The 22,790-nt window shown below is 63.0% G+C and carries 16 protein-coding genes; 11 read left to right on the top strand and 5 right to left on the bottom strand.

Annotated features, from left to right (window positions below):
* Positions 1–51: 51 nt before the first annotated feature.
* From RTP54_RS30610 to RTP54_RS30630, 5 genes are all read right to left on the bottom strand, one after another.
* A complete protein-coding gene (locus RTP54_RS30610) occupies positions 52–1,230 on the bottom strand; it encodes a polysaccharide pyruvyl transferase family protein (RefSeq protein ID WP_112811349.1) in 1,179 nt (392 codons plus the stop codon).
* A gap of 36 nt (positions 1,231–1,266) precedes the next feature.
* Positions 1,267–3,942, bottom strand: coding sequence for a glycosyltransferase (locus RTP54_RS30615; RefSeq protein WP_312367814.1), 2,676 nt, complete (start codon positions 3,940–3,942; stop codon positions 1,267–1,269).
* Positions 3,932–5,389, bottom strand: coding sequence for a DUF6212 domain-containing protein (locus RTP54_RS30620; RefSeq protein WP_312367832.1), 1,458 nt, complete (start codon positions 5,387–5,389; stop codon positions 3,932–3,934). The genes RTP54_RS30615 and RTP54_RS30620 overlap by 11 nt, the downstream gene beginning before the upstream one ends.
* 216 nt (positions 5,390–5,605) lie before the next feature.
* Positions 5,606–6,835 carry a glycosyltransferase family 4 protein gene (locus RTP54_RS30625; RefSeq protein WP_312367815.1) on the bottom strand — a complete coding sequence of 410 codons (1,230 nt, stop codon included), beginning with the start codon at positions 6,833–6,835 and terminating at the stop codon, positions 5,606–5,608.
* A gap of 48 nt (positions 6,836–6,883) precedes the next feature.
* Complete coding sequence (locus tag RTP54_RS30630; protein WP_112811363.1) at positions 6,884–7,381, bottom strand: MarR family transcriptional regulator; 498 nt, start codon at positions 7,379–7,381, stop codon at positions 6,884–6,886.
* A gap of 268 nt (positions 7,382–7,649) precedes the next feature.
* On the opposite strand from RTP54_RS30630, the gene RTP54_RS30635 reads away from it, so the two are divergent.
* From RTP54_RS30635 to RTP54_RS30685, 11 genes are all read left to right on the top strand, one after another.
* On the top strand, positions 7,650–9,422 hold the full coding sequence (locus RTP54_RS30635) for a type I secretion system permease/ATPase (RefSeq protein WP_112811345.1): 1,773 nt from the start codon (positions 7,650–7,652) through the stop codon (positions 9,420–9,422).
* Positions 9,419–10,819, top strand: a complete 1,401-nt coding sequence (locus RTP54_RS30640; RefSeq protein WP_312367816.1) for an HlyD family type I secretion periplasmic adaptor subunit — start codon at positions 9,419–9,421, stop codon at positions 10,817–10,819. Before RTP54_RS30635 ends, RTP54_RS30640 begins: the two co-directional genes overlap by 4 nt.
* A 265-nt stretch (positions 10,820–11,084) precedes the next feature.
* Positions 11,085–11,744 carry a calcium-binding protein gene (locus tag RTP54_RS30645; protein WP_112811343.1) on the top strand — a complete coding sequence of 220 codons (660 nt, stop codon included), beginning with the start codon at positions 11,085–11,087 and terminating at the stop codon, positions 11,742–11,744.
* 78 nt (positions 11,745–11,822) lie between these two features.
* Positions 11,823–14,057 carry a glycosyltransferase family 2 protein gene (locus RTP54_RS30650; protein WP_312367818.1) on the top strand — a complete coding sequence of 745 codons (2,235 nt, stop codon included), beginning with the start codon at positions 11,823–11,825 and terminating at the stop codon, positions 14,055–14,057.
* Positions 14,054–14,893, top strand: a complete 840-nt coding sequence (locus RTP54_RS30655) for a class I SAM-dependent methyltransferase (RefSeq protein WP_312367820.1) — start codon at positions 14,054–14,056, stop codon at positions 14,891–14,893. The genes RTP54_RS30650 and RTP54_RS30655 overlap by 4 nt, the downstream gene beginning before the upstream one ends.
* Positions 14,890–16,143, top strand: coding sequence for a glycosyltransferase family 4 protein (locus RTP54_RS30660; RefSeq protein ID WP_112833023.1), 1,254 nt, complete (start codon positions 14,890–14,892; stop codon positions 16,141–16,143). The genes RTP54_RS30655 and RTP54_RS30660 overlap by 4 nt, the downstream gene beginning before the upstream one ends.
* A gap of 9 nt (positions 16,144–16,152) precedes the next feature.
* Complete coding sequence (locus RTP54_RS30665) at positions 16,153–16,881, top strand: hypothetical protein (RefSeq protein WP_312367823.1); 729 nt, start codon at positions 16,153–16,155, stop codon at positions 16,879–16,881.
* A 23-nt stretch (positions 16,882–16,904) separates the two neighbouring features.
* On the top strand, positions 16,905–19,124 hold the full coding sequence (locus RTP54_RS30670) for a hypothetical protein (protein WP_312367824.1): 2,220 nt from the start codon (positions 16,905–16,907) through the stop codon (positions 19,122–19,124).
* Entirely contained in the window at positions 19,121–20,452 is a 1,332-nt protein-coding gene (locus RTP54_RS30675) for a glycosyltransferase family 4 protein (RefSeq protein WP_312367826.1), read from the top strand. Before RTP54_RS30670 ends, RTP54_RS30675 begins: the two co-directional genes overlap by 4 nt.
* A gap of 17 nt (positions 20,453–20,469) precedes the next feature.
* A complete protein-coding gene (locus RTP54_RS30680) occupies positions 20,470–21,657 on the top strand; it encodes a polysaccharide pyruvyl transferase family protein (protein WP_312367828.1) in 1,188 nt (395 codons plus the stop codon).
* 16 nt (positions 21,658–21,673) lie between these two features.
* On the top strand, positions 21,674–22,576 hold the full coding sequence (locus RTP54_RS30685) for a UTP--glucose-1-phosphate uridylyltransferase (RefSeq protein WP_312367830.1): 903 nt from the start codon (positions 21,674–21,676) through the stop codon (positions 22,574–22,576).
* The last annotated feature ends 214 nt before the right edge of the window (positions 22,577–22,790 follow it).

Here is a 22,790-nt window from a genome sequence, read left to right on the forward strand (position 1 = left end):
TTCGCGCGCGTCCTGATCGACGGCGCGTCGCATCTTCTTGGCGGACGTGTCCTAGTGACCGATGCCGATTTCCCGCAATGTCGAGCGGAACGCGCGTTCGCGGTCGGAGTATCTGTCGACCAGCTCCGAGGCATTGAGCGTCTTCAGGTGACCTGCAACGAAGTCGCTGCGGTTCTCGGCGCTGTCGATCTCGTTGATGTCGACAGCCGGCAGCCCGGTGAAGCCGAGCATTTCGCGCATCCGGTCGTCCACCGCCACCATCAGGCTCGGCACACCCGCCTGCATGGCGATGATCGAACCGTGGAAACGGCGGCCGAGGTTGAAGTCCATCGACGAGGCCCAGGCCCGCCATTGGTTGGTGTCGAAGAAGGTGCGCACCTGGAACGGCTTGCCGAGCCTGTCGGCACCGGGATAGGCGAGGTTGCCGACCATCGTACCCGAGGCGGTGTCGTAGACGCGCCCTTCGCCATTGGGTTCGACGCTCATGTCGAAATGCAGGAACTCGTCCTGGACCACGTATTGCGGCACGCTGTCGCCGCCGGGCAGCGCCTTGGCATCGAGCACCGTATCCTGGTTGCCGCCGAGGTAACCGGAAAAGATGGTGCGGGCCTTGGTGACGTCGACCTCAGGCAGTTTCTTCAGCGATTTGCGCATGTTGTCGGGCATGAAGTAGACGGACGGGCAGCCCGTCGGCCGCACGAACTTGAAGCCCTGGTCCTTGAGGAAGCTCTCCGTCTCAAAGCCGCGCGTCAGGAAGAAATGCTCGCGCTCCTTGAGGATGGCGAGCAGCCGCTTTGTTCCTTCCGGCAGGTTGTTTTCGAGATCCTTGCGGTTCTGCTGGCCGATGCCGAGCATGACGATCGGCATCTTGAGCTTCTCCAGCACGTCGGCTTCAGCATCCGCGGAAAGCCCCTTGCGCAAGAGGTTGGCGCAGGTGAAGACGCAGATATCGAAATTGGCGTTGAACTCGTCGAGACCGACGCCGTTCTTGGCGCAATTGTAAAGATGCCAGAACGGCACGTGCTTGGCATGGGGTGACAGTGCCCTGAGCGCGCCTTCGCCGATGAGATAGTTGCCGGTGTTGCTGATGTTGCGCAACTCCTGCAGAAACTCCTCTTTGGTCTCCGGTTGCTTCTGGCGCTCCGCATAGGAGACGGACAGACCGTGGGCGCCATTGACCAGGCGCGTGTAGTGGCCGGGAATACCGGTCACGAGAATCCTTGCAGGCATGCAATCGACCTTTCTGCTTTTAAAACCGGCGTGTGCTCAACCGGCCGCCCGGATGCCGGCGTCAACCGTCGGCTCCGAGGGGAATACGGCGGCTCTCGCCTGGGACGAATTGTCGACCCGGGCGTCGCACCACGCGAGAAACTGCGAAAACGAGGATGTCCACGAACGTCGGGATGCGGTCTTGATGCAGCCCTCGATCAGCGGCGCGAGTTGGTCCGGGTTGCGGGCGACCCTTTCGATGGCCTCTGCCATCGATCGCACCACATCGGGGTCGGCTGCCGCATGGATCAGCACGCCATCCTCGCCATCGACGATCAGTTCGTCGACGGCGCCCACCGACGTGGCGATCGGCACGCATCCGAGTTGCTGCGCCTCGGCGATGACCAGCGGCGCACCCTCCCAGCGCGAGGGCATGACGAGCACATCGGCCCAGCCGAGCGCCTTGATCAGTTCCTTGCTGGCAAAGGCCGGCGGGCGGACGTCGACGGCGAGATCCTTCAATCGCTCCGTCCAGGAGACGCTGCTGTCGGCGAGAATTTCGCCGCCGATGGCGCGTGCATCGAAAGGGACATTCCTCGCCCTCAGTTCCGACAGCGTTGCGGCCAACCGGTCGATCCCCTTCTGCCGGTCGAGCCGACCGAGATAAAGGACGCGCAGGCGCATGTCGCCGCGCGGCTGTCTGCGCGCCGCCACGACCTCGGCCTGGACCTTCGGCGGCACCGAAAAGCCGGCGCTGTTGGCAACCGCAAATACCTTGTCATGCGGCACGCCGAAGCTGTGCAGATAGGTCTTCAGCTGCTCCGAGCAGGTCAGGAAGGCGTCATAGCAATGTTCATGAGCGATGGCGGCGAAGGGCTGGCCGGCCGGACGCTTGAACGCGGTGTTGTCGACGACGTGCAGGTAGCATGCCGTTCGCGTTCCCTCGGAGCGCAGCCGGGCGATCAGCGGATGCACGGCCATGACATGGTTGTTGATCACCAGGTCGAAGCCGGAAAGCTGGCCCTTCAGCGCCTGCCAGTCGACGCCATGTTCTTCGGCGATGAAATCCTGCCCGAGAAACGAGCCCGAGCCGCCCCAGGCGGGAACGCCCCCATCCCAGAAATGGATGTGATCGAAACTCTGGTCGAACTCGTCGATGACGTCCATCCGGGCGCTGCCGAGCACGAACAGGTGCGTCTCGAAACCGGTGCGCTTGAGTTCCCGTGCAACGGCGTAGACGACCTTCTCCGCGCCGCCAAAGGAGGCGTTCGGCACCAGAAGGGCCGCCGTGCGCTTGCCGGCGCTGTGGCCGAGCGGCAGGACGGGCGAGCCGCCGACCTCCCTGCGCAATTCCCTGTGCAGTTCGCCATAGGGCACCAGCCGCGATGGCCGCCAGGTCCAGCGCTTTCCCGCCGTGTGGCGCAAGGGGCTTGCGGCAATCGCGTTGATGCAATTGATCATCATCTGCTGCGGAGTGATCAGGGCGCGGCGCGACAGGCTCTTGGGAAAGGGAAAGCGAACCTTCAAGAGCGTGACCGTCGGCCAGACCTGCTGGTTGCCGATCGACGCGAACCAGTCGACGGCGTTGTTCAAGATCACGTCCCTGACAAGCGGGGTCGGAACGAAAACCAGGTCCGCCGAGCCGACATTCTGCGAGCCCGCCGGCAAGGCAACCGCCTCGATCCCGCGCTTGGCGCCATCATTGGCGAGCTGGACGAACAGGGCATTGGTGTTTTCGCTCAGCCGCTCGAGGTGAGCAAGAACGTTGGGAAGCATGCGCGAGCGCAGCAACAGGTCGAAGGCCGAGCCGCTCCCCGCCACGAGAAAGGGCGGAAAGTGCACATTGTCGGGCTCGCCGACATTGGCCCAGAACGCCGGGATGATATCGTCAAGCCGCAGAACCGTCGGCGCCTTGGTCGGATCGGTAAATAGCGAGATCGATGCATTTTCAGTGCGCGCGAAAAGATAGCGCGGCGCTTCCTCATGCTCGAAATCGACGAGCATCGGCCGGCGGTAGAGCGCCTTGTGCCGCTTTCTGAGATAGCTGACCGATGTCGCGCGCTCGCGGTTGGCTTCCTTGAAACGGCTTTCGGCGCGCAGCCGATACTCGAAGACGGTGTCGTGGCAGGGCACGCCGACGAAACCGCTCTCGATGCACGACAGCCAGAATTCCCAGTCCTCGAAGCCGTTCTGGCGGTCGTCGCTGAAGCGCACGCCGGCCCGAAACACGTCGATCGAGATCAGCGATCCGGTATCGCAAATATTATCTGTGATGCAGTGTGCAAGACGCGAGTATTGATTGCCGTAATGCGCGCGCCAGGACACGGAGAATGTATCGATGTTTGTATAGACCCAGCCGCATGCAGTATTCTTCAGCTTCTGGTAGAGCGTTTCGATGGTCCCGGGCAGAAGGCGATTGTCAGCATCGAGGAAATAGACGGCTTGAGCATCGGGCAGATGTTCGACGATGAAGTCGATCGCGCGGTTGCGCGCACCGCCCGGCCCGGCGTTTCGGCCGAAGATCACGTGAATGAACGGGTTTGCCGCAGCGTAGAGCAGCAACTGGTCAAACGTCTCGTGGCAGGGATCGCCGTCGACGGAAACCACGATCGCCAGCCTCGATGTGCTGAGATTGGATGCCAGCGCAGATTCGATCGCTTCCATGACCAGGGCCGCGTGCCCGTAGAGCGGCATCGCGATGGCGATGAGATCTGCCTGCGGACTATCGGACATCGAGGGACTCCGTCGACTGCTTGACCAGCCGGAAGCTCGACAGCTTGAGCCAGCAGAAATCGACCGTTTCACCCACGGCGCGGCTGAGGATGATCAGATCCATGGGAACGCGGATCGCCTCGTCCATCTGCATGCTGATGCTGACCGATTGCTGGGCGCCCACCTCGCGCCAGCCGCTGAACAGCGTCGATGGCTTGACCGTACCCTTGCGCGCAAGTTCGGCCACTTCGGCGCGCGCATTCGAACCCGCCGGGCTCAGGAGAAAACTGACCGCGGCCGGCGCACCCTTCGGGTGGTCGATGATGGCGCTAGCAGACAGCGACACCGTGCCAGGCTCGATGGCGCGGCTGATCGCGCCGGCGGAGATGCCGGTCGGCAGGGGGTGACAGACGATGGCATGTTCGTGCTCGAGAAACCGGATTGTCTGGAAATCCGGGACGATCTGGGTCACCGAGGCATCGGCGATCTGGCTGAGCTTTTCGAGCCCGAGCCGGTAGTCGACCGTGAATTGACCCTCCAGCAAGCTGGTGGGCGCGATCATGTTGGCCGTGCTTGCGGGCTTCACGCCTGGCAGGCCGGTGAACACCCGGAACGCAAGTGGGCGCAGGTCGAGATCCGGATGCGGGTGTTCCGAGCGCGCTGAGTAGCGTTCGCTGGCAATATGGTGGCCGAGCGAAAGCCCGAGCGCGTCCGAGCCGCTTGCCGACACGCGCAGGCGCAGGGTTCTGGCCGCCCCGCCGCAGGCCCGCGGCAGTGAGAAGAAGTTCCACCCCGAGACCAGTCCGCCAAAGGGGACATTCCATTCGGCCACGCCTTCGCCGCTCTCCAGGAAACCGAGCGTGACGATCATTTCGCCGCTGCCTCTCGGCAGCGAATGCAGGTGAAGTGCGAAACCCGCGACGCCGAGGCTCGAGACGGGCAGAAGCTGCTCGATATAGGCGCTCGCCAGCAGTTGCCCCACCCCCTCATCCTTTGGATCGGCAAAGGGATCATGAGCGAAGGCTTCGGCAACCGGCTCCCAATTGCGGGCGTGGAAAGCATCTTCCAGAACGCGATAGTTCTCGAAAAGCTCTTCCCGCTCGCGCCGAAGCATGGCGAGCTCCGATGTGATCGACGCCGTGTACCGGGCGAGCCGTCCGACGCCGTCTTCCGCGAGGGCACGCAGCAGGGCCGAGCTTTCCGCGACATTCGCGGGGTCGAGACGCAACACGGCTATATCGGGGATCGTGCGCAACGCGGAAAGTCGCACGAGCGCCTTCTTCAGATCCGCCTCGCCCTTGTCCGAGAAGGCGATCGAGGCGATCGGAAACGTATCCTTCAACATGTCGAAGGAGCCGCCATCGGCCTCGAGGTAGTCGACGAGATGGGCAACGTTACTGCCCTGCAGGACCGCGCGATCGTGGTCCGAAGCCAGCAACAATTTCTTCAAACCGAGCCGTGGCCCCATGGCGGATTGTCTTACTTCTTGCACGCAACGCCCTCAGAAGAAACGATAACGCATATCGGCGGGATCCATGAAAAGACAACAACTGTATTAGCGCGTCTATTCATAATACTGATTACGTAGCAGTCAATTTCGCAATGCACAACGGCAAAATACGATATCTATACAACAATAAACTTCACATATACTTCAATAATTGAAGCATATGAAGCAATACTGTCATATTGCGACTGAGCGCCCCGTCATCGTCGTCATCAGCTGCCGCTGGCGCAGCAGGCAATCCTCGAGACGGAAGCGACGCTCGATGGTGCGCCGCGCCGCCGCCCGCATGCCGCCGTACCCTTGCGGATCGCCGACGGCGCCAAGGATCGCTTCGGCGAGAGCGTCGGGGTCGAAGAACGGCACGAGGATGCCATTGTGCCCGCTACGGATCACTTCGCGAACCGGCGGCGTATCCGATCCGATGACCAGCGCGCCGCAGGACATGGCTTCAAGCACCGACCAGGACAGCACGAAGGGATAGGTCATGTAGACATGCGCCGCCGAGACCTGAAACAGCTGCCGAAGGATGTGATGCGGCACGACACCTGGAAAGATGATGTTGTCCGGCGGCACGTCGAGCGAGGCGAGCACATGCGATTTCCACGAGCCACCGCCGGGCGGTGGCGGCCCATAGCTTGTGCCCTCCCCCCCGACAAAGACGAAGACCGTGTCCGGACGCTTCCGAACGACCTGGGCCGCCGCCTGCAGTGCCTGGGGAAACCCGCGATAGGGTTCGAGGTCACGGGCAACGAACGTCACCACCGGCGGATCGTTGGCCTTCAACACGCGGCCGTCGGGCAGCCTCACCGAGGCCGCCGGGTTGGGGCGAAACAGCGCCGCGTCGATGCCTTCATGGCAGACGGCGATGCGCTCCCGTGTATCGGCGGGATAGAGGCTCTTTTGCCACTCGGTCGGGCTGATGCCGCCGTCCATGGCTTCCATCGACAGCAACTGCGCGGCGTTGCGCAGCCGCAATCTCTTGCGTTCTTCGAGATCGGGCTCGTCGCCCGGCGCAAAGCCGATATCGGCGCCCTGCGACCGGTAGAAGAACTCGCAATAGCCAATGGCCGGCACGCGCGGAATGGCGTCCTTGACGAACATCATGCTGCCCCAGCCGATATGCCCGACGACGATATCCGGCGTCATGTCCTGCCGTGTCATCGCATCGAGCGTTTCGGCGACCCGATGCCCGATCCGGGCATGGTGATCCGGCACCGCCATGTGTCGGGCGAGGGCTGCGGAGGCGCGCGGCGGTGGCTCGGACCGGTGGCGAATGACGCGCACGGACGGGATCTTCTGGTCCACCGTTTCGGTGATCAGACTGACGCTGTTGCCCGATCGGACAAGATCAGCCGCCAACGCGGCGAACTGGCCGAAGCCGCGCCGATGAACAAATGCCACATGCATGATATTTAATCCGCTACCTGAATGACGTGCATTGCGAGCTGCGCGCGGTCACATGTCGTACCGTGACGCGCTGCCCCAGACGAGCTCGAGTTGATGCAGGGTCTGAAAGGCGGTCTCCAGGTTCTGCCGATCCTGATGGCCGCGATTGAGCGCCCGCTCATAGGCCATCGCCGCATCGCGCAGGTTGGCGCGAAGCTGCCGGCCCTTTTCCGTGAGCTTGATGCGCGCCGAACGCTTGTCCCTCTGGGATGCCACCCGATCGATATAGTCGCCATCGGCCAGCTGCTTGAGGTAGTAGGAAACATTCGATCCGACATAGTGCCCACGATCGAGCAGCTCTGCCACCGAAAGCTCGGCATCGCCGATGGCAAGCAGCACCATGGCCTGGGCCGGCCCTATGTCGTCGACACGCAGCTTGGTCAATTCCGCCCGTACCAGACCGGAAAACCGCCTGCTCACCCGTTCCATCAGGCGTGCAAGCTCGAAATAGGTCAGCTGTCGGCAATCGCTTGTGGCTTCCGCGTCTTCGTTGGCCCTTACCGCCATCGACGCCTGCTCCTCCTGCTGGAGCAACGACACGTCTTTGATCCCCGTGGACGGATAGAGTACTCTTTCATTCATCCAACTCTCCATTTCGAAATTTACTTCAAATCTTGAAGTAAATCTAAATACAACAACCCCTCCCTTTTGACCTTGAACTTGCATTACCTCTTATTTTCGTGCCACACATGCCGAAGCAATACTAAGCTTCACCCAAATTTAAAGCCATACGTCCTCCACGCATGGCTTTAACGTTAACTTCAGGCAACCGCCCATGCGTGATACTGTTCGGAACGAGACGATAAGCAACGGTCAAATTTTAGGGGTTCTGCGCCAGGACGAGATTATCAATCCAAGATTGCTAATGCTGCAAGCCAAGCGTGTGTTTCTTTCCGTGTCGCTTTACGCCGCATTGCTGAGTGTCTGCATAAGCCTGCTTCAACTCACGATACCGCTGTTCATGCTGCAGGTTCATGACAGGGTTCTCAACAGTCAGAGCTTCGATACGCTGACGATGCTGACCGTGCTCGCGATCAGCGCGCTGGTCGTTTACGGGGTACTCGATCTCATCCGCGCCCTTGCCTTTCAGGCGATGGGCAGCGCCGTGGTGCGCAGACTGAATGCCCCCGTTCTGGCATCGGCCGTCCAGGCCTCGGTCAATCAGGGGCTTTCCCGCGCGGCGCAATCGCTTCGCGACCTTTCGGAGCTGCGCGGATTTCTCACCTCGACGGCGGTCGTAGCCCCCCTCGATGCCGCCTGGTCCCCAATCTTTCTGGGGGCGCTTTTCCTGCTCCATCCGCTGTTTGGGCTCGTCGGCGTCGTCTCGGTGGCCGTGCTGATTTGTTGCGGCCTGGTTAACGACATGTTAACGCGCCAGCTCACCAAGGAAGCCAATCAGGCGAATGTCGAAGCGGTCTCCAAGATCGCAGGCTCGCTCAGGCACGCCGAGGCGATCGAGGCGATGGGCATGCTGCCGGCACTCGCCCGGCGCTGGCGCACCCTGCAGATCCACGCCTTGGGGGCACTCGAAGCTGGCGGCAGCCGGAGCAAGGCGATGACATCGCTGACGCGCAGCCTGCGCTATTCGATCCAGGTGATCACGCTTGCGGCCGGCGCCCTCCTGGTGCTGGAGCAGGCCATCACCCCCGGCGCGATGATGGCCGCGAGCATCCTTGTCGGCCGTCTGCTCATACCCTTCGACACGATCATCGAGAACTGGCGCCAGTGGGTGCTGGCCGTTGCCGGATGGCGCCGGATCGAGGCGGCGATCGGCGAAGATCTGGCAATCCGTCAGACGACGCCAACACCGCATTCGGCCGGCGACATGGTTGTGGATAAACTCGTCTACGCCGTCCCCGGCGTCGAGGTCCCGATCATCAAGGGCGTCTCCTTCTCGCTTTCCCCCGGAGAAGTGCTGGGTGTCGTCGGCCCTTCCGCCGCCGGCAAGTCGACACTGGCGCGGCTTCTGGTTGGCATCCTGAAGCCGACCTCCGGCGGCGTCTTTCTTGACGGCCACAATACGTATCTGTGGGAACGGGGTTCGTTCGGCCAGTCTGTCGGCTACCTCCCTCAGTCGGTCTCCCTGCTCGAGGGCACGATCCGCGAAAACATCGCCCGGATGGAAGAGGGCGACCCCCACAAGGTTATAGAGGCAGCGCGGCTGGCGGAGGTGCACGAGATGATCGGTCGCCTGCCGCTCGGCTACGACACGCCCGTCGGCGACGGTCACCTGACGCTTTCTGGCGGGCAGAGACAGCGCATCGCGCTGGCGCGTTGCCTCTACAATCGCCCCCGTCTCGTCGTTCTCGACGAGCCGAATGCCAATCTCGATTCGCTCGGGGAGCGCGCACTGGTGCGCGCAATCCAGCGCATGCGCGACCAGGGCGCCATCGTCATCATGATCGCCCACCGGCCGTCGATCATGCAGGTCGCGGACAAGCTGCTCGTTCTTGAAAATGGCAGGATCAGCCAGTTCGGGCCGCGAACGGACATCCTGACCGCCGTGCCGGGGCCCGGCGAAACCTTGCGCGAGGTTGCTTCCGCATGACCGACAAATCCAATCTTCCCCTCCGCGTGCAGCCTTCCGAACTCGCCGCCACCGCCGCGACACGGTTGACGCCGAGGCCGGCACCAACTCTACCCGAGATCGACGACGCTCATGCCGAGCGCGGCCTTCGCCGGCTGATGGTCGCAGGCTTTGCAACGATCTTCCTCTCGTTCGGCGGCTTCTTCACCTGGGCGGTATCGACCGAACTCAGCAGTGCCACCGTCGCCAACGGCAGCGTCATCGTCGATTCCAAGCGCAAGACGATCAGTCATTTCGAAGGCGGGGTCATGGGACGTCTTCTGGTTCAGGAAGGCGAACAGGTCGCCACCGGCCAGCCGCTCATCCTGCTTGAGGACACGCGGGCGCGCTCCAACCTCAACGCCCTCAACAGCCGCCGCATCGGCCTCATCGCAAGGCTTGCAAGACTGAAGGCCGAGCAGGACGGCACGGCGACGATCGCCTTTCCCGATGACTTCGGCGACGCCGGCACGATCGCCATCGATGAGGCGATCAAGGCCGAGACTGTGTTCTTCGACAAGCGCCACGAGGCCAAGGCCGGGCGCGTCGACGTGCAGACGAAGACGATCGAGGAATACGGCGAACAGACGAAATCGCTGCTGACGCAGGTTGAGGCGACCGATCGACAGATCGCTTTGATCACCGAACAGCGCACCGCCATCGCCACGCTGGTGGAAAAGGGATTCGTACAGCGGGCAAAGCTCATCGAGGTCGACACCCGCCTGAGCGAACTTGCCAGAACGCGCGGCGAACTGGCGGGCGACAAGGCGCGGGCGGAAAAGGCAAAGGCCGGCGCCCAGCTGGCATTGATCGGCATCGATAGCGAATTTCAATCGACGATCGCCGGCGAGATCACCACGGCACGCATCGACCTCACCGACGTCGACGAGCAGATCGTTGCGGCAAGGGATGTGTTGCGGCGGATGGAAATCCGGTCTCCACAGGCGGGCGTCGTCAGCAACATCTGGCTGCGCACGCCCGGAAGCGCCGTCACGCCCGGCCAACCCCTCATGGAAATCGTGCCCGAAGACGAGCCACTGGTCGTCGAGGTGCGCGTGAACCCGCGCGATATCGACAGCATCTCCGTCGGCTCGCCGACCCAGATCAGGCTGACCGCCTACAACCAGCGTTCGCGCCTGCCCTTCAACGGTGCAGTGACCTATGTCGCCGCCGACCAGTCGGTCGACGAGAAGTCCGGCGCCTCCTATTTCACCGCCCGCGCCAAGATCGACGCGGTGTCGCTTGCCGCCGATCCCGATGTCCGCCTCTACCCGGGCATGCCGGCCGAAGTGCTGATCGTGCACAAGGCGCGCCGCGCCATCGACTACCTCGTTTCGCCGCTCACCGAGAGCTTCAATCGAGCCTTCCGGGAGGATTGAGGCAACCATCCGGCAGGAATAAACCAGTAAAATGCTACAAATTTTGAATTAATCTAGCGGTAAAGTAGCGATACAGTCACTTCAATCTATGTATAGGTTAATTTGTACTGCAAATACCCATAAATAGTGACAATAACAACGCCAACATTTCATGATTTAATCACAGAATCTTTGTTGAAATATACTCTAGGCCAAGGCACACTCCCGGCGCATCAACATCGACCTGGTCGGTGGACGTGCGATTATCCACCAAGAGGAGAGGCACATGGCCACACTAGAAGGCGGCGCATACGACGACGCGTTGTTCGGCTCCCGCTTCAACGATTTCATCCATGCCCGTGGGGGCGATGACTTCGTGAGCGGCGGCAACGGACATGACATCATTTTCGGCGACGAAGGTGACGACCAGCTATTCGGCGGCAACGGCAACGATTCGCTGTTTGGCGGCGAAGGCGATGACGTGCTCTATGGCGACAACGGCAACGATATCCTGAGCGGCGGATGGGGCGACGACCTCCTGTTCGGCGGCAATGGCAGCGACATCCTGCTCGGCGGCCAGGGCAACGACTTCCTGTCCGGCGGCAAAGGCAGCGACACGCTGTTCGGCGGTGACGGCAACGACGTTCTCAACGGCGGCGCTGGCGACGACCTCCTGGTCGGCGGAGCCGGCAACGACATCTTCGTCTTCGACGGCGGTGGCGGCAACGATGTCATCCTCGACTTCACGCCGGGCGAGGATCTGCTGCAGATCTCCAAGGGCATCAACGGTCTCGACATCACCACGCCTGACGACCTTGCCTCGCGCATCACCCAGGTCGGCGGCAATGTCATCATCGACCTCGGCCATGGCGATTCACTGACCCTGGTCAATGTCGACATCGACGACATTCACGCAAATCCCGAGAACTATTTCACGGTTCACTAAGCGTGGACATGGCGTGCCCTGCATCCTCCCGCAGGGCGCGCACTCCAAGAGGGATCCAATTTGCCGTTCAGCGAGATCATGCAGCCGAAAACCGAGCAAGGCGGCGCAAACGCGTTCCGGCTGGGCTCGGACCTGACGGTGCTCGTCTGGGATCAGCCGCCGACATTGCCTGGCAGGTCCAGGCCGACGCTGACCATGGCAAAGCCACCTGTGCCGCTCGTCAGCTTGACCCTGCCGCTCGCCGATGGCCACCAGCGAACGCTGTGGGCGATGCGGACCGCGGGGCTGCCGACGACGGCCGAGATATCCGTCGATGGCGGCAGCGCCGCTCCGATCCGCATCGATCCCGCGGACAGCTTGCCGCCGCTCGACATGGAGCATCTGTTCGCGACGCTCGCACCCGAGGCACGCATCCGGTTTCTCAACGTCCTGCTCACGGCGTGGCGAAGCGCGTTCAAGGTAGCAACGGACCCCTACTTCTGCCTGATTGTCGAGGATGCACTGCATGCACTGGCACCATCGCCAAGGCCAGCCCGCATCACGTGCGAACTGGGGCGCGGGCGATTTCTGGTCGAGACCACGGTCAATGCGGAGTTCGACGACAAGCTTTCGGTCTACGTCGTCAGCGCGGCCGGTATCAGCCAGATACGACCCAAGGCGATCATCCGGCGCGGCACGCGAGGAGGCTGGCAGGCCTGCCACTTCATTGCCGAAATAGCGAACCAAAGCCCACCCTATCAACTGGTGCTTCTGAGCAGGAACGGCGCGGCCATACGGCAGCTCTCCGAGCGCGAAACACGCTGTCCGAACCTTTCGCGCTGGTGGACGGACAATCGCGATGCCGTCGAACTGCGTGAACTGCTGGTCCAGCATCTTGCGACCTGGCCGGACGGTGGCCCCGCCACTGCGATCGACCTGCAGACCCGAGCGCCTCTCAAGGATCGCCACGTTCCGAGGGCCGCGCAGCAGCCCTCCGGACAGGTCGACCTGGCGCTGGCTCTCTCCGACAGCCTGCTCGTCGGCGGCTGGTATCACGACCCCTCCTCCATGCTCGCCGGCATCGACTACCTGCAGGCGGATGGCAAGGCCGTGCCGCTCGACGGCAACATCTACGAATTTCCAGGCTGGGCGCAGACGCAGGCGGAAAAGTCGAAGACCGACGTGACTGGCTTCGTCGCGCGGCTTCCGCTCGACCAATCGCTTGGCCCGCTGCTGCAGCCGCGCTTTCAGATGCGGCTGGCATCGGGCGCGGTAAAGTCCCTCGTTCCGCCACCGCAGCCCTTCGAACCCGTGCTGCAGCGAAACCAGATCCTGCGCGCAGTGCCGCCACAGCACGCCATAGACGATGCCTTTCGCACCATCCTTGCCCCCGCGCTCAAGGAGGTGGAGAGCCGCCTCGGCAAGACGGTCGAAGTCAAGCGGACGCGCGATTATGGCCCGCAGCAGCAGGCGCCCCTCGTGTCCCTGGTGGTCCCGCTCTACAAGGTTCTCGATTTTCTCCGCTTCCAGCTCTCGGGCCTGGCCACCGACGCCTGGCTGATGGCCAATGCCGAATTGGTGTTCGTGCTCGATTCCCCCGAGATCCAGGACGAGACCGAGCATCTGCTCGGCGGACTGCACCTGCTGCACGGGTTTCCCATGCGGCTGGTGGTGATGAACCGGAACGGCGGATACGCGCGGGCCTGCAACGCCGGTGCGCGGATGGCCCGCGGGTCAATCCTCGTCATGCTCAATTCCGATGTCGTTCCATGCGAACCCGGCTGGGCGCAGACCTTGATAGATCCGATCCTGAGCGGCGCCTTCGGCGCCGTCGGGCCCCGGCTGATCTTCGAAGACCGATCGCTGCAGCACGCCGGCCTTTACTTCGGCCGCGACCAGCGCGGGATCTGGCTCAATCATCACTTCTATAAGGGCCTGCCCAGCGACTACGCGCCGGCGATGCGCGCCCGAGCCGTTCCAGGTGTCACCGGCGCCTGTCTCGTCACGACGAGGGCCTTGTACGATCGTGTCGGCGGCTTCACCGAGGACTACATCATCGGCGATTATGAGGACAGCGACCTCTGCCTGAAGATCCGCCGGGCCGGCTTCGAGATCGGCTACGCGCCATCAGCATGCCTCTATCATCTCGAGCGCCAGTCGATCCGACGCAGCCAGGACTACATGCGCGGCGTCGCCAGCCAATACAATTCCTGGCTCCACACCGAGCGCTGGAATGGCGAGATCGAAGCCTTGATGGCGCGTGACGAGCGGTCGCCAAACACACCGTTGCCAGCCTCCCCCGATGACCGCACATTTGAATGGACGAATGCATGATCGACGCCCTGCCGCGCACTGAGGTCGGCGCACCGCCGCCGCACGACGACGCGCAACTTGCCTGGTTGACCGACAGCATCGCGCGCAACCGCTTCCTGCCGCAACCCGATCCCAGCAACATTTTCGTCGGCGACGGCGATTTCCGGGCGATCGGCGCCGAGTTTCTCGGACATTTCGTGCGCCTCGGCGGCTTGCGCTCCAGCCACCGCGTTCTCGATATCGGTTGCGGCATCGGCCGGATGGCCGTTCCGCTGACGCAATATCTCGATGGCGAACACGGCCGATATGATGGTGTCGATCCGGTCGAGGGCGGTATCCGCTGGTGCAAGTCGGCGGTGGCGCCGCACTACCCCAATTTCTCCTTCCAGCACCTCGACATCGCCCACGACCTCTACAATCCGAAGGGCGCGATCAAGGGGCGGGCGCTGAAGCTCCCGTTTGCCGACGGGCAGTTCGATTTCATCATCATGACCTCGGTCGTCACCCATCTGCCCGCCGACGAAGTCATGGCCTATCTCCGGGAAATCGTCCGGGTTCTTCGTGTCGGCGGCCGATTGTTCATGAGCGCTTTCATCGTCGACGACATCGCCGCGAAAAACGCCACGGGACGGCGCGATCCGCGGCTCGGCTTCGCGCGCGCCGGTCAGGGGCCTTGCTGGTTCGTGCCCGGCCAGCCGCCGCTGGCGGCCGTAGGCTTCGACGACGGTTTTCTCGATACCGCGTTCGATCGCACCGGCCTGTCGGTCGTCCTCAAATCCCTCGGCCATTGGCGCGCGCCGGGCGGCAGCCACTACCAGGACATTCTCGTTGGCGAGCGCCTGCGGAGCCACGCATGAGCAAGCGCATTCTCGTGGTGGCGCACAATCATCCGGCGCTGCATCCCGGCGGCACGGAGGTGTTCGCACACGACCTGTTTCGCGCCTACCAGCGGGCAGGACACGAAGCGCTGTTCCTCGGCGCAGTCAATCAGGTTCACCGCGAGGCGAGACCGGGTACCAGCTTTCAGGCGATCGGACCGACGGGCGACGAGATCCTGCTTTGGGCCGGCCATTTCGATCGCTTCTTCATGAGCCAAGTCGATCTTTACGGTTTCGTCCCCGATGTGACGGAACTGTTGCGCGAGTTCCGGCCGGATGTGGTGCATTTTCATCATATCCTGCTGATGGGCGCCGAATTTCCGCATATCGTGCGCCGGACCCTGCCCGATTGCAGGATCGTCATGACGCTGCATGACTACTACCCGATCTGCCACCACGACGGCCTGATGGTGCGCACCGACAAGCGGGAGCTTTGTCACGGCTCAAGCCCGGACCGTTGCCACGCCTGTTTCAAGGACATCAAGCCCGACCGCTTCGCGCTCAGGGAGCAGCATCTCAAGGCGCTCTTCAGCGCGATCGATGATTTTGTCGCACCCAGCGCATTCCTGAAGCAGCGCTATGTCGATTGGGGGATTGCGGAAAGCCGCATCTCGGTGATCGCCAACGGCCTGCCGGCCGGCGCTTTTGAACCTGGCCCGAGCAGGCCCAAGAACGGACGTCCGGTGTTCGGCTATTTCGGCAACCTCAATCCCTGGAAAGGCACGCGGGTGCTGCTGGAGGCCGCCCGCCAATTGATCGCCGATGGCGTCGACTTCGAGCTGCGCGTGCATGGCGGCGCGCCGTTCCAGGCCAAGGAGTTCGTTGCCGACATCGACCGGCTGTTTACCGAAACCGCCCCCCAGGTGCAGCGGCGCGGCCCATACCGGCGGGAGGATGTCGCCGCCCTGATCGGCGCCGTCGATTGCACCATCGTGCCGTCGGTCTGGTGGGAAAACGCGCCGCTGGTCATCCAGGAAGCGCAAGCGCAGGGTCGGCCTGTCATCGCGAGCAACATCGGCGGCATGGCGGAACTGATCAGAAACGGCTCCAACGGCCTGACCGTCGCACCCGACGATCCGCGCCAACTCGCTGCCGCCATGCGCCAGATCATCGAGAAACCGACGCTGCTGCGACAGCTGTCCGGCCGCGCCGTTCGCCCCGACGATATCGACACGACCGCCGGGCGTTATCTCGCACTTTTCCACCCGCAGCAGGTCGAGGCCGCATAGAGAGGACCCATGGCTCAACTCGCAGAGACACTCGAGACGCCGCAAGAGACCGAAGCCGCCAAGCCGATCGCCGGCCGCGTCGACGCCATCGACGGTGGGCGCCTGTTCGGCTGGGCGTTCGATCCTGCCACCCCGGGCCAAAGGCTGAAAGTGCGCGTCCTTCTCGATGGCGCGCCGGTCGCCGAGGCCGTCGCCGACCGCAACCGCCCCGACCTGAAGAGAAACGGCATTGGAGACGGCAAACATGCCTTCGAGATCGCCCTGCCCGAGGCCGTCCAGAAGCGAAGCCGCGACCTCGTCGTCATGGCGATGTCGGGAGATGGCGTCAGCCATCCCCTGCGCGTGCCGCAGCCCGACGAGCAGGCGGCCGAAGCGCTGATCGCCGCCCCCTTGACCAGGGTGCTCGACAAGCTGGATGTGCTCATGTCGGCGCAGCGGCAGCTGCAGGTATCGCAGCGATCGCTGCAGCGCGTGCCCAATCTCGGCCCGGATGCGGCACCTGTGGACGCGACGGAGGACGCAGGTGCCGGCATCGAAGGTCTGCGCGCAGACATGAGCCGGCGGCTCGATGAATTGGATGTGCATCTCCTGCGCATGGACGGGGTCGTGGCGGGTATGGAAAAGACCCTCACCGCGCTCCAGAAGCGCACGAGCGGCGACAACAAGCCGCTCGTATTGCTGCTCTTCGTTCTCATGGGATTTGCCGCGGGCGCGCTCATGGCACTGCTGGCACGATGACGATGCCGCAGACGACAACGACAGTGGAAAGATCCGCTAGGCCCAGCGGCGCTCGCACCGCAGGCATGGGCCTGCGCCTCGGCAAAGGTCGGGCCGTCTTTGCCCGGATCGATCGGGACACCGTCCTCATCCTTGGCTGCGGGCGGGCGAGCGGCCGGTCGGTCTCGGTCAGGGCTGATGGCACAGGGCCTGGGCCGGGCGGCGGCTTTATTGCAACCTGGTCGCTGCCGGCAGGGTCGCCATCGGCAACGCACGGCTTTGCAGCGCTCCTCACGCAACCCGATCGCGATGCGCCCCTCTCGATCGTCGATGTCGACGACGGGCGAACGCGCGAGCGTTTCATCGTCGCCCCCAGGCCGATCTCCATGGAAGACGCAGCGACCCTTTTCGCGCAGGCCGCGACTGGAGAAAGTGTCGCTGCCGCCGGTCGCCTGACCGACCAGCTCATGACGCAATCGGCCGGCCGCGGCAGGATCTCCGCGGGGCTGTCGCTGATCAGGGCGCTGCAGCCCTCGGACGGCTTTATCGAACTCGTCGGTGAAACGCATGATGGCGGCATCGTCGTCATGGGCTGGAGCCATCAGATCCTTCCCGGTCGTTGCCAGGTCCATCTGTTGGCCGATACGACCACCGTCGCCGAATGTTACGTCGCCAGCTTCGCCCGGCCGGATCTTCCGGACGGAGAGGCGGGCTTCGTCGCCGTTCTGGAAACTGGCGGCACATTGCGGGCCGATGCAATCAAGGGCATCGTCCACAACACCGGTGCCGGCTGGCACCTGACACCCGTGCATGCGCGCGTTCAGATAAGCGCCGCGTTGCAAACTCCGGACCACGTAAGGTCCGTCCTGCTCGAAGCCCGCACGACGCCGGAGGCGTTGCTGCGCCTTCGCTCCGTGGCAAACGGCTTTACCGGCAAGGACACGATCTCCAGCCTCCCTCTTCCCGTGCGCATGGATGTCGATCGCGTGTTCGAGACCGATGACGGCGACATGCTCATCTCCGGCTGGTTGCTCGACCCGGAAAATCTGGTTACCTGCGTCAGGTTGCGACGGCCCGGCACGCAAGTCAGGCTCGACGATATCTGGTCCCGGCTCGATCGCGTCGACGTCGCACAGAGCTTCGCCGACCAGCCCGCGTTCCGCGCATCGCTTGACGGTGAAGACCAGGCCCACGGCTTTGTTGTGCACGCCCGGCTGCCGGACGCCAATCGCGACACCACGCCCTACCTCGAGCTGACCTTGCGCGAAGGTCGACGCGCCTTCCTGCCTCTGGCGCCCAAGCGCATGCCCGCGAGAAGAGCCGCGCTGCAGCAATTGTCGTTGCTGGATGCGAGCAACTGGGCGCTTCCAGCGATTGTCGATCATCAGATCGTGCCTCTGCTTTCAATGGCCGCATCTATAGCGCCGCGCATGGAAACATGCGTCGACGTCGGCGTGTTCGATGACAAGGCGGGCGTCCCCATTGTCGTCAGTTCAACTGTTGGGATGCTGGAAGTCGGCCCGCTGCTTGCGCTGCTGGCGCTCGACCCGCAGACCCGCACGACCCCGATCGTGGTCGCAGTCGGCAAGGCCGCCTACCAGCGGGACCTCATCCGGTTGCAACAGCTGGCGCGCTTTTATCGCCTCTCCGTCCGGTTCGTTTGCGCCGCCGCTGCGCAGGACCGCTTCGAGTTGATGTCGGTCGGTGCGGAGGCCATTTCATGCGAGACCGTCATCACCATGTCGGGTTCGCTGGTCCCCATGGCTAAGGGCTGGTATGGCGCCCTGACGATGGAGGCAAGGGCCCATCCCGGATGCGCGATCTCGCCGATGATCGCCTATGATGATCATTCGGTGAAATGGGCCGGAAGCTGGCTCTCGCAAGACGGCGACCAGATCCTGCTCGATCGTTATGCGGGTTATCCGCTGATGGCGATCGCCGCCATGCAATTGACGCGCGTGGACGTCGCATCGCTCGAATGCTGCATCATGCCACGCCTGGCCCTGACGCAGGCCATGCGGACGTGCGGTGTCTATCTCGGTTCGAAACAGAAGGCCGGCGAGATCGGGCTTCGCCTACACCAGGCGGGCATGACCGCCTATCTGCTGCCGTCGATCCAGCTGCTCGGCTGTGACGAGCCGGCCTCGGACGAGCAGAACGGCAAGCTAGCCGCGCTCGCCGAACGCATCGACTCGCGGCTCCTCAAGGACCGGTCCCGGGACGGCGCCGCAAGCCCGGCAATGTTGGACAGGGTTTCCGCATGAAGACGAAAAAGCTTCGCGTGCTGGTGATCTCGCATGCGCACCCCGCGTTCTCCCTTGGCGGAGCGGAGATTGCCTCGCACAATCTGCATCGCGGGCTGAATGCCGTGGATGGTGTCGAGTCCGTCTACCTGGCGGCCGCGTCTCCCCCGCTGAAGCGCCATGCATCATCCGCGCTGATGAGCGCGCGCCTGCCCCAGGAAGAGGTGCTCTTCCACACGGATGCCTATGACCATTTCCACCTGGCGAACGAGGACGTACTGTCCATCGAGCGCGACCTCCTGCGCTTCGTGCGCGATGTCAAACCGGATGTCGTTCATTTTCATCACGTACTGGGTTTTGGCCTGGAGGCGCTCTATGCCGTGCGCTCGGCACTGCCCGGCGCTGCCATTCTTTTGACCCTCCATGAATTCGTGCCGATCTGCCACAATCATGGGCAGATGGTGAAACGCCCGACGGGAGAACTTTGCGAACAGGCCTCGCCCACCGCCTGCAACAGCTGTTTTCCAGACATCCCGGCTTCGAGGTTTCTGCGGCGTGAAGCGCTTGTGCGCGGCATGCTGCTCGACATGGTCGACGCCTTCGTGGCGCCAAGCGCCTTTCTCGCCAAGCGTTACGCTGAGTGGGGCATCGATCGCCAACGCATCCATGTCATCGAAAACGGCATCATGGGCGAAGAGGCAACGCCCCCGCGCGAGCTGGCGAGAGCCGACACTCGCCGCAATCGTTTCGCCTTCTTCGGCCAGATGACGCCGTTCAAGGGCGTCGACGTGCTGATCGATGCCGTCGGCCGCGTCCCCGATGACATCTGGGGCGATGACGCCTGCCTCATGATCTTCGGCGCCAACCTCGAGCGCCAGCCGGCAGAGTTCCAGGAGCGCATGAAGACGCTTATCGAGCGCGCCGGCAGTCGCGTCCGCTTCTACGGCAGCTACCGCAATGCGGACCTGCCGAAACTCATGCGCTCCGTCGACTGGGTCGTCTTTCCGTCGATCTGGTGGGAGAACTCACCCGTCGTCATCCAGGAGGCGCTGCTGCACCGCCGGCCAATCCTCTGCTCTGACATTGGCGGTATGGCCGAAAAGGTCCGCGATGGCGCCGATGGCCTGCATTTTCGCGCCGGCAACGGCCAGCATCTCGCCGACCGCATGGTCGAGGTCCTGAACGACGACACGGCTTGGGACCGCCTGCGCGCCAGCATGCGGGGCCCCTTCAACACCCGGGATTGCGCGCGCGAACACCTCGGCGTCTACCGTGAACTCCTCGGCGACAGGGAAAATGCCGGGTTGACCGAACATCGCGTCGAAATGCGCGCTGCATCGCAATCTTGAAAGACGGGACAGGCTCTTTGGCACGCATACTGGTCATGATCCCCGCCGGCGAAGTCTATGCCCACGACAACGTCCGCTGGTATCGGCATTGGGATATCCAGTCCCACATCGAAACCTATCACAACATGGGGGACGCCTTCGTCTACGATTCGTCGTTGAAGCTCTTGCGTTTCGAGACGCTGGATGTGCTCGAGATTTCGCGGTTCGATCCAAAAGAGATCGCCCGTCTGCGAGAGGAATACGACTACGTTTTCCTGAGGGGATCCAACTACATTCACGACACCATGGACTGGGAGGCGGCCGCGAGGGTCCTGAAGGCGCTCGGCCTGCCCGTCATCGGCTTCGGCATCGGCGCCCAGGCGCCGGTCGATGGAAAGATCCGGCTCTCCGACGACACCCGCGCGGTGTTGCATCTGATGTCGGATTCGACCACCTCGATCGGAGTCCGCGGCGCCTATTCGGCAGAAGTGCTTTGGGACATCGGCATCCGCAACGTCAGGATCGTCGGCTGCCCGACCGCCTTCCGCCTGAACGACCCGAACCTGCGCATCACGCTGCCGCCGTTGCAAGACGTCCGTAAGGTCGGAGTTACCGTCAGGCGGGAAGTGTCGGACGCCTACGCCAAGGACATCGAGCGTTATCTTAGGTCGCACCTCGACCTGGTGAAAACGATGGCCGGACATTTCGAGACTGTGCTGCTGGCGCAGGGCGAGGTCGAGGAAAAGAAGCTGGTGCTGGGCAACGAGACGCAGCGCGAGGAAGCAATCGCCGCACTGCGCGCCGACCACTGGACATCATCCTGGTATCTCGACGAACAGATACTCGCGCTTTATCGCCAGAGGCTCTTTTACTCCGACGTGGTTTCCGATTACGAACGGCTGATCCGCGCCCAGGATCTGGTGCTCGGCTACCGTCTGCACGGCAACCTCCTGGCCCTGGCCAATGGTGTGCCGTCGATCTACTGCACCTATGACAGCCGCACGGCGGAATTCGCCGACACCTTCAAGATCCCGAGCTTCGACGTCTTCGGCCAGGCGCAATTCCGGCTGGAGGACTATTGGGATCAGTCCCTTTTCGACAGGTACAACCGTGCCTGGTTCCATGCCTACGGCGAAATGGAACGTTTCCTCACCGAAAACGGCGTCGCGCACAAGATGCACGCCATCCTCAAGGCCCCCCGGGCGAAAATCTCAGATGTTGCTTGAAGAAAGAGGTGCGACCATGCAGACCGCAATGATCCCAAGGACAGTGCGCAAGGCCATCATTCCGGCCGCCGGTTTCGGCACGCGGATGCTGCCGGCGACCAAAAGCGTTCCCAAGGAACTGCTGCCGATCGTCGACCGGCCGATCCTCGATTATATCGTCGCCGAGGCCTTTGCCGCCGGCATCGAACATGTCGTCATCGTCACTGGCCGTATGAAGGGCGCGATCGAAGACTATTTCGATTGCGCCTTCGAGGTCGATGCCACCCTTCGCCGGGCCGGAAAGACCCCGCTGGCCGATCGGCTCGTCACCGCAACGCCCGAAGTGGGCGCCATCTCGTTCGTGCGCCAGCAGCAGGCCCGCGGCCTTGGCCACGCGGTCTGGACCGCACGGCACATCATCGGCGACGAACCCTTCGCTGTGCTTTTGCCCGACATGCTGATGGTCGATCAGGAACCCTGCCTTCAATCGATGACGGATCTTTACCGTCGGCACGGCGGCAATGTCGTGGCCGTCGAGCGGTGCCTGCCGGAAGAGACCCACAAATTCGGTATCGTGTCGTTGAAGCAGACGCTGACCGGCAATCTGGTCGATGGCCTGGTCGAAAAACCTGCGCCGGGAACGGCGCCGAGCAACCTGTTCATTTCCGGACGCTATATCCTGCAACCGGAGATCTTCTCCATCCTCGAAAACCAGACGCCGGGGGCAGGCGGCGAGATTCAGTTGACCGACGCGATGATTACGCTGATGAAAGACCAGGAGATCCGCGCCTTCGAATTTGACGGGCGAACCTTCGATTGCGGAAACCCGGCCGGCTTCGTGGCAGCCAACCTTCACATGGCGTTGACCCACCCCGAGATTGCCGCCGGAATTTATGGCGAGATCCAGGCCCTCACCTCCCCCGCGCGGGCGATCGCCTGATCGCGCCAGCCAGGAGATCATCGCGTCCGACGGCGACAACTGCGCGCAGTCGGACAAACACAAGGAGCGTCAACGCTCCGCGTGAGCCGGTCGGTCTGGCGCTTCCTGACTAGACTGGATTTCTCATCGGCCGCGCCATGCGTTGTGGACTGGGGCCCGAAACGCAAAAAGCCCGCGGACGTTATTGTCCAGCGGGCTTTTAGGTATGTATTTT

Origin of the sequence: Ensifer sp. (assembly GCF_031989085.1) — a bacterium.
GTDB lineage: Bacteria > Pseudomonadota > Alphaproteobacteria > Rhizobiales > Rhizobiaceae > Ensifer.

Excerpts from the sequence above, each read along its gene's own strand:
- RTP54_RS30645 (WP_112811343.1), top strand. The coding sequence starts at position 11,085 with ATGGCCACACTAGAAGGCGGCGCATACGACGACGCGTTGTTCGGCTCC.
- RTP54_RS30615 (WP_312367814.1), bottom strand. The coding sequence starts at position 3,942 with ATGTCCGATAGTCCGCAGGCAGATCTCATCGCCATCGCGATGCCGCTC.
- RTP54_RS30610 (WP_112811349.1), bottom strand. The coding sequence starts at position 1,230 with ATGCCTGCAAGGATTCTCGTGACCGGTATTCCCGGCCACTACACGCGC.
- RTP54_RS30660 (WP_112833023.1), top strand. The coding sequence starts at position 14,890 with ATGAGCAAGCGCATTCTCGTGGTGGCGCACAATCATCCGGCGCTGCAT.
- RTP54_RS30640 (WP_312367816.1), top strand. The coding sequence starts at position 9,419 with ATGACCGACAAATCCAATCTTCCCCTCCGCGTGCAGCCTTCCGAACTC.
- RTP54_RS30675 (WP_312367826.1), top strand. The coding sequence starts at position 19,121 with ATGAAGACGAAAAAGCTTCGCGTGCTGGTGATCTCGCATGCGCACCCC.
- RTP54_RS30685 (WP_312367830.1), top strand. The coding sequence starts at position 21,674 with ATGCAGACCGCAATGATCCCAAGGACAGTGCGCAAGGCCATCATTCCG.
- RTP54_RS30635 (WP_112811345.1), top strand. The coding sequence starts at position 7,650 with ATGCGTGATACTGTTCGGAACGAGACGATAAGCAACGGTCAAATTTTA.
- RTP54_RS30650 (WP_312367818.1), top strand. The coding sequence starts at position 11,823 with ATGCAGCCGAAAACCGAGCAAGGCGGCGCAAACGCGTTCCGGCTGGGC.
- RTP54_RS30655 (WP_312367820.1), top strand. The coding sequence starts at position 14,054 with ATGATCGACGCCCTGCCGCGCACTGAGGTCGGCGCACCGCCGCCGCAC.
- RTP54_RS30625 (WP_312367815.1), bottom strand. The coding sequence starts at position 6,835 with ATGCATGTGGCATTTGTTCATCGGCGCGGCTTCGGCCAGTTCGCCGCG.
- RTP54_RS30620 (WP_312367832.1), bottom strand. The coding sequence starts at position 5,389 with ATGGGGCCACGGCTCGGTTTGAAGAAATTGTTGCTGGCTTCGGACCAC.
- RTP54_RS30630 (WP_112811363.1), bottom strand. The coding sequence starts at position 7,381 with ATGGCGGTAAGGGCCAACGAAGACGCGGAAGCCACAAGCGATTGCCGA.
- RTP54_RS30665 (WP_312367823.1), top strand. The coding sequence starts at position 16,153 with ATGGCTCAACTCGCAGAGACACTCGAGACGCCGCAAGAGACCGAAGCC.